Annotated in this window: 4 protein-coding genes; 2 read left to right on the forward strand and 2 right to left on the reverse strand. The window is 67.6% G+C overall.

The genetic code is table 11. The features are described from left to right. The first annotated feature begins 102 nt into the window (after nt 1-102). Nucleotides 103-636 carry an AAA family ATPase gene (locus ACHFFZ_RS12965; protein ID WP_394277025.1) on the forward strand — a complete coding sequence of 178 codons (534 nt, stop codon included), beginning with the start codon at nt 103-105 and terminating at the stop codon, nt 634-636. A 60-nt stretch (nt 637-696) separates the two neighbouring features. Here ACHFFZ_RS12965 and ACHFFZ_RS12970 read toward each other — a convergent pair whose 3' ends face one another. Next, nucleotides 697-2,751: a transglycosylase domain-containing protein gene (locus ACHFFZ_RS12970; RefSeq protein ID WP_394277022.1), complete on the reverse strand. Its 2,055-nt coding sequence runs from the start codon at nt 2,749-2,751 to the stop codon at nt 697-699. Then, entirely contained in the window at nt 2,748-4,613 is a 1,866-nt protein-coding gene (locus tag ACHFFZ_RS12975; RefSeq protein ID WP_394277023.1) for a penicillin-binding transpeptidase domain-containing protein, read from the reverse strand. The genes ACHFFZ_RS12970 and ACHFFZ_RS12975 overlap by 4 nt, the downstream gene beginning before the upstream one ends. An 83-nt stretch (nt 4,614-4,696) precedes the next feature. Between ACHFFZ_RS12975 and ACHFFZ_RS12980 the strand changes: the two genes are divergently transcribed. Continuing rightward, nucleotides 4,697-5,527, forward strand: a complete 831-nt coding sequence (locus ACHFFZ_RS12980) for a LysR family transcriptional regulator (protein ID WP_394277024.1) — start codon at nt 4,697-4,699, stop codon at nt 5,525-5,527. Nucleotides 5,528-5,530: the final 3 nt, after the last annotated feature.

The following is a 5,530-nucleotide window of genomic DNA, read 5'->3' on the forward strand; positions in this document are numbered from 1 at the left end:
CTGTCGTCGGTCAATCGGGAGGGCAACCGGCTTACCGGATTGAGCGAGGGGCGTCGATCCTCTCCATCTCGGGGTGCCCCTCGATGGCATCAGGCTGTTTCAATGGGTTCATGGTGCGCGTGTCACAGCAGTTCCATCGACAGCAGGGAACCGGGCCGTGGTTGTGTGTGGCGGGCCGGGACGGGAAAGACCACGCTGGCGCGTGGGCTGGCGCGCGCTTTCGGTGCCTGTTACCTCTGGGTGGACGCTGTCGAGACGGCTTTGCAGAGGACTGGGGTCCTGGTCGGCCCTGAGTGTTACGCAGTGGTCCATGAGCTCGCTGTCTCGAACTTGCTCATCGGTGTGCCGGTGGTCGTGGACGCGGTTCATCCGGTGCCAGAGGCGCGGCAGGGGTGGGCTGCCACCGCTGCCCGGGCCAACGCTCGCCTGATCGTGCTCAAACCAGCCTGCCTGACGAGCGCGAACATCGACGTCGAGTGCAGGAACGTGCTGCTGACATCCCGGGACACCAGGTGCCGACTTGGGCTGAGGTTCAGGGCGGCGGTTGGGTTTCGTGGGATGAGGTTCGTGACGGCCCGCGGACCATCATCGACACGACGGACTCGACGACTGCGCTCGCCGTTGCGGTGGACGTGATTCGGCAGCTGTGAGCTTGGTGCGCGGCGGAGTGGAGTGGGCGGGGCGCTGGCGGGATGTTCATGTCGGCTGCTTGTTCAGGGCTGCTTGCATGGAGGGTTTCCAGATGTGTTGGCCGGTGAATCCGCCGGTGCCGTCGATCCAGGTGCCGGATTCTGGGAGGCGGATGTTCTTGAGGGTCTTGCGGGAGCGGTGTTGCCACCAGGGGTGGCGTTTGTCGATGGCGATCATGGCTGCGCCGGCGGTGTCTGGGGTGTAGCCGGCGAACCAGATGGCTTGGTTGTCGTCGGTGGTGCCGGTCTTTCCGGCCTGATGGGGGATATCGGGGACACGGGCCCGCTTTCCTGCTCCGCGGGTGACGACGGACTCGAGGACTTCGGTGACGTGCTCGACGGTGTCCTTGTTCAGGGTTCGTCGGCAGTTGGTGGGTGGTGTGCCGAGGCTGGTGGTGCCGCGGTGCACGGCGCGGATGAAGGTGGTGCCGCAGCGGATTCCGCCGGCGGCGAGGGTGGCGTAAGCGTTGGCGACGGACAGTGGTGCGACTTCGATGGGGCCGAGGGTGAGCGTGGCGACCTGGTCTGCGGTGCCCGCGAGGGGTTTGCCATCGGCGCGGGTGATGCCGGCGGCGTCGGCGGTATCGGCGAGTCGGCACAGGCCGACGGCTTGTTCGAGCTGGATGAAGTAGGAGTTGACGGACTTCTGGGCGGCTGTGGTCATGGGAATGCGGCCGAACTTCTGGTCTGCGAGGTTCCAGACGGTGTGGTTGCCGGTGAAGGTGAACGGGCCGTTGCAGGTGTCGAAGGTCATGCCGGACAGGTTGATGGAGGCGGGGCTGTCGTAGGTGAGGCGGCTGGTGAGGCCTTGGTCGAAGGCTGCGGCCATGGTGAAGGTCTTGAAGGTGGAGCCTGCTTGGTAGCCTTCGGCGCCGCCGTCGGCCAAGGGTAGGGGGTGGTTGTACCAGGTCTGGCCCTTCTTGGATCCCATCTGGGGTCTGGATTGGGCCATGGCCAGCACGCGTCCGGTGCCGGGTTGGACGGTGCTCATCACGGCGATGGCCGGGTCGTCGGGGGCGACGGTTTCGCTGATGGCCTGCTGTGTCTGGTCCTGCAGCTCCGGGTCCGTGGTGAGGCGGATGGTGAGTCCGCCCCGGTGCAGGGTGTTGCGGCGGGCTTGTTCGTCAGGGCCGAGGGCGGGCCAGGTGAGCAGTTCGCGGCGGGCGGCGTCGCAGATGAAGGGATACCTGGTGCCGGTGCAGCCCGAGCGGACGCTGGTGACCGTCTGGGGTCGGAAGGGTTCCTTGCGGGCGTGGGCGACTTGTTTGGGGGTGGCGAGGCCGACGGACTGCATTCGGGCCAAGACGGTGTTGCGGCGTTGCAGGGCTGCGCTGGGGTAGGTGACGGGGTTGTAGGCGGTTGGGCTCTTGACGATGCCGGCCAGCAGTGCGGCTTGGGCGAGGGTGAGTTTCTTGGCGGTGGTGCCGAAGTAGTGCTGGGCGGCGACTTCGACGCCGTAGGCGCCGTCGCCGTAGTAGGCGAGGTTGAGGTATCCGGTGAGGATCTGGTCCTTGGTGAGTTTCTGCTCGACGCCGATTGCGTAGCGCAGTTCGCGGACTTTGCGGGTGATGCTGCGTTCTTGGGCGGCTTGGATGCCGGCCTTGTTGTCGTCGAGGAGGGCTTGTTCGACCAGCAGCATCTTGACGTATTGCTGGGTGATGCCAGAGCCGCCGCCGGCTTGTCCGTCGGTGGTGATGTTGCCGAGGGTGGCGCGGGCAATGCCCATGGGGTCGATGGGGCCCTGGTCGTAGAAGCGGTGGTTCTCGGCGGCGAGCTGGGCCTTGACCATCCAAGGGGAGACCTGGTCGAGGGCGACGGGTTGGCGGTTGAGGTCGTAGAGCCAGGCGAGGTGGGTGCCGTCGGCCATCAGGATGCGGGTGCGGCCGGCGGGTTGGGGTGTGGCGAGGTCTTCGGTGAGTTGGGTGGACTGTTCGGCGACGGCGCGGACGGTGACGGCTCCCAGCAGCAGGGGTGGCAAGAACAGGCCCGCGACCAGGACGCCGCACAGGGCGCTGGTGGCGAAGAAGAGGGTCAGGTTCCAGAGTCGGCGGGTGTGGCTCATCGCAGCATCGCCTCGATGAGGGGGCCGGCGGTTCCCGATCCGGAGTTGCCGTCGACGACCATGGTCGCCAGGGCTACCTGCTGGTTGTAGGCGATCATCCAGGCGTGGGTCTTGGGTGGGGTGTCGGTGCCGTATTCGGCGGTGCCGGTCTTGGCTCCGTCGGCCAGGCCGGTGAGCCTCCGGCAGGATCCGTGGGTGACGACGGCGTGGAGCATGTCGCGCAGCTGGTCGGCCTCGGTCGGGGTGAGTTCGGGTGCGGTGGGGATGGTCGTCTGGTGGTCGGGCAGCAGGACGGGCCGTACGGTGTGTCCGGCCTGGATGGAGGCGGCGACGGTGGCCATGGCCATGGGGCTGGCTTCGATGATTCCTTGACCGATCATGGATTCGGCCAGTCCGACGACGCTCTTGGGGTCGGGTGCCGACCCGAAGAAGGCCGGCAGTCCGGCGTCGTAGTCCTGTCCCAGTCCCAAGGAGGCGGCGGCATCACGGATCTTGGCGCCGTCGACGCGGGCGTGTTCGGCGATCAGGCCGGTGTTGCAGGACAGGGCGATGGCGTCGCGCAGGGTCATGCGGCCGACCCGGTCGGCGGGGAAGTCGTTGTAGTTCTTGAAGCGGCGCCCGTCGACGGTCACGGTGCTGGTGCAGTTGACCATGCTGTCGGGGGTCATCCCGGAGCGCAGCAGGGCCAGTGCCGTGACGGCCTTGAAGGTGGAGCCGGGGGCGTAGCGGCCGAAGGTCGCATCGGCGGAGGTGGCGTTGGCCGGGCCGGTGGCGGCAGCCAGGACGTGCCCGTTGCTGGGGTTGATGCCCACGATGGCCGACGCTGGTGTGGTGGTGGCGAGTGTCTTCTCGGCCAACTGTTGCCAGCTGGGCACCAGCGTCGTCTTGAGCGGTGTGCCGGGGGTGGCGTCCTTGCGGTAGAGGGCCTTGTCCGGGACGCTGCCGGTGGCGCGTGCCCGGATGACGACCAGCTCGCCGGGTTTGCCGCGCAGTTGGGAGTCGTAGCGGGCCTGCAGTCCACTCTGGCCGACCAGTTCGCCGCCGTGCAGGGTGCCCTTGGATGCTGCGACTTGTTGTGCGGTCGCGGGCGCGACGGTGCCCAGAAGCCCGGCGGCGAAGGTTCGAGTGGGGGCAAGCACTGCCTCGTCGGGGATCGTGGCGGCGCCGGGAATCTCGCTGAGGTCGTATTCATCGGTGGACTGGCCGCGCACGATGAGGGCTTCGACGAACGCGGCCTTCCCGGCCGCGGTGACCTTGGCCTGGTAGGTCTTGGGGTCGATGTCGAGTTCCTTGGCGAGCGCGGCCGCTGAGGTGGGCCATTGCTTGGCGGGGATGTCGGGCTTGTTGATGCCGATGCGCTGCACGGGGCGGTAGGTCATGAGCGGGTCGCCGTCCGCGTCGGTGATGTCCGCGCGCTTGGCCCAAGTGGTCTGGTGCGCGAGGCGCGTGTCCTTGGTGAGTGATGGGTGGACCACGGTGGGGGACCAGACCGGCTTCCACACCCCGTCCTGGCGGGTCAAGCGCACGGACGAGTCATAGGCCAGTTGCCCGGTGGCCAGCGGCCAGGTGAAGTGCAGCGTGGCCTGTGCCTGGTCGCCGTCCTCCTCCGCCGTCGTAACCGTCACTGTGGGGCGAAGACTGTCCATGCCCTTCGTGATCGTCGCGAGGTCGGATTGGGCCGCCGGGGAGACGGACCGGATGTCACCACCGGCGAGGGACTCGGCGAAGCTGGCGGCGGCGTCCTTCGCCGATGGCCCTCCCCAGGAGCAGCCCGACAGGCACGAGACGACCACAGTGGTGGCCACGAGCGCGCTCGCGGCCCGGAGGGTACGGTGATGACGACGGATAGCGGTCTGATCCATGCGACCATTTCCGCAAAAGGGACACGTCCTAGTCCAAGACCGATATGGGACAGGTTCCATATCAACGGTGCAGAGTGGTGGGTATGGACCTGTTGCGGCACCTCGAGTACTTTCTCGCCATCGTTGATGAGGGATCGTTCAGCCGCGCCGCGCAACGCCTGCAGATGGCTCAGCCGCCGCTCTCGCAGCGCATCAAGAGCCTGGAAGCGCAGCTGGGGTGCGAACTGTTCGACCGTTCACGTCGCCAGATCGAACTCACCCCTGCAGGCAACCTCCTGGTCCCTGAGGCCCGCATGATGCTCCAGCTGGCGGCCGACCTGCCGCACATCCTCACGACCCATGCCGGGCAGCGCCCCGTCGCCCGCGTCGACCTGCCCGACACGTGGCCGATCTGGCTCGTCGCGGAGCTGACCGCCGACCTGTCACAGCGTCTGGACCGCAGGGTCGTGCCTCGACAGCTGCCAGCGCGGGAACGCTGCGGACAGACCCTTGACCAGCACCTCGTGGTCGCACCAGGACGTGGCAGCTACGAGGTCAGCACCGCGCTCGGGTTGGCGCTGCATCCGGGGCATGCCCTGGCCGCAGCAGGCGTCATCCCGCACCCCAGCGACTTCGCCGACGGGCAGGTGCTGCTGCTTGCCGAAGACGACTGGCAGCAGGACAGCCTGGCCTCGCTGCTGGTAAGCCAAGGCGTCCCAGCCACGGCTGTGCACGCGGGGGTCGAGCATTCCACTGCCGTGGTGCAGGTCGCACTCGAGGACGCGTGTCTGGTGACCGATCGCGTCGACGCGGAGGCGAACCAGCTCCTCTGGCACCCCCTGCCGGGGGCGCTGCGTGTCTGGCACGTCGTCGGGGAGCATGCCGAGCAGCTCGCCACCGCTGCCCAGACGAAGGTGGGAGCACGGCATGGATGAGCT

The organism is Luteococcus sp., assembly GCF_043424415.1.
Classification (GTDB): Bacteria; Actinomycetota; Actinomycetes; order Propionibacteriales; family Propionibacteriaceae; genus Luteococcus.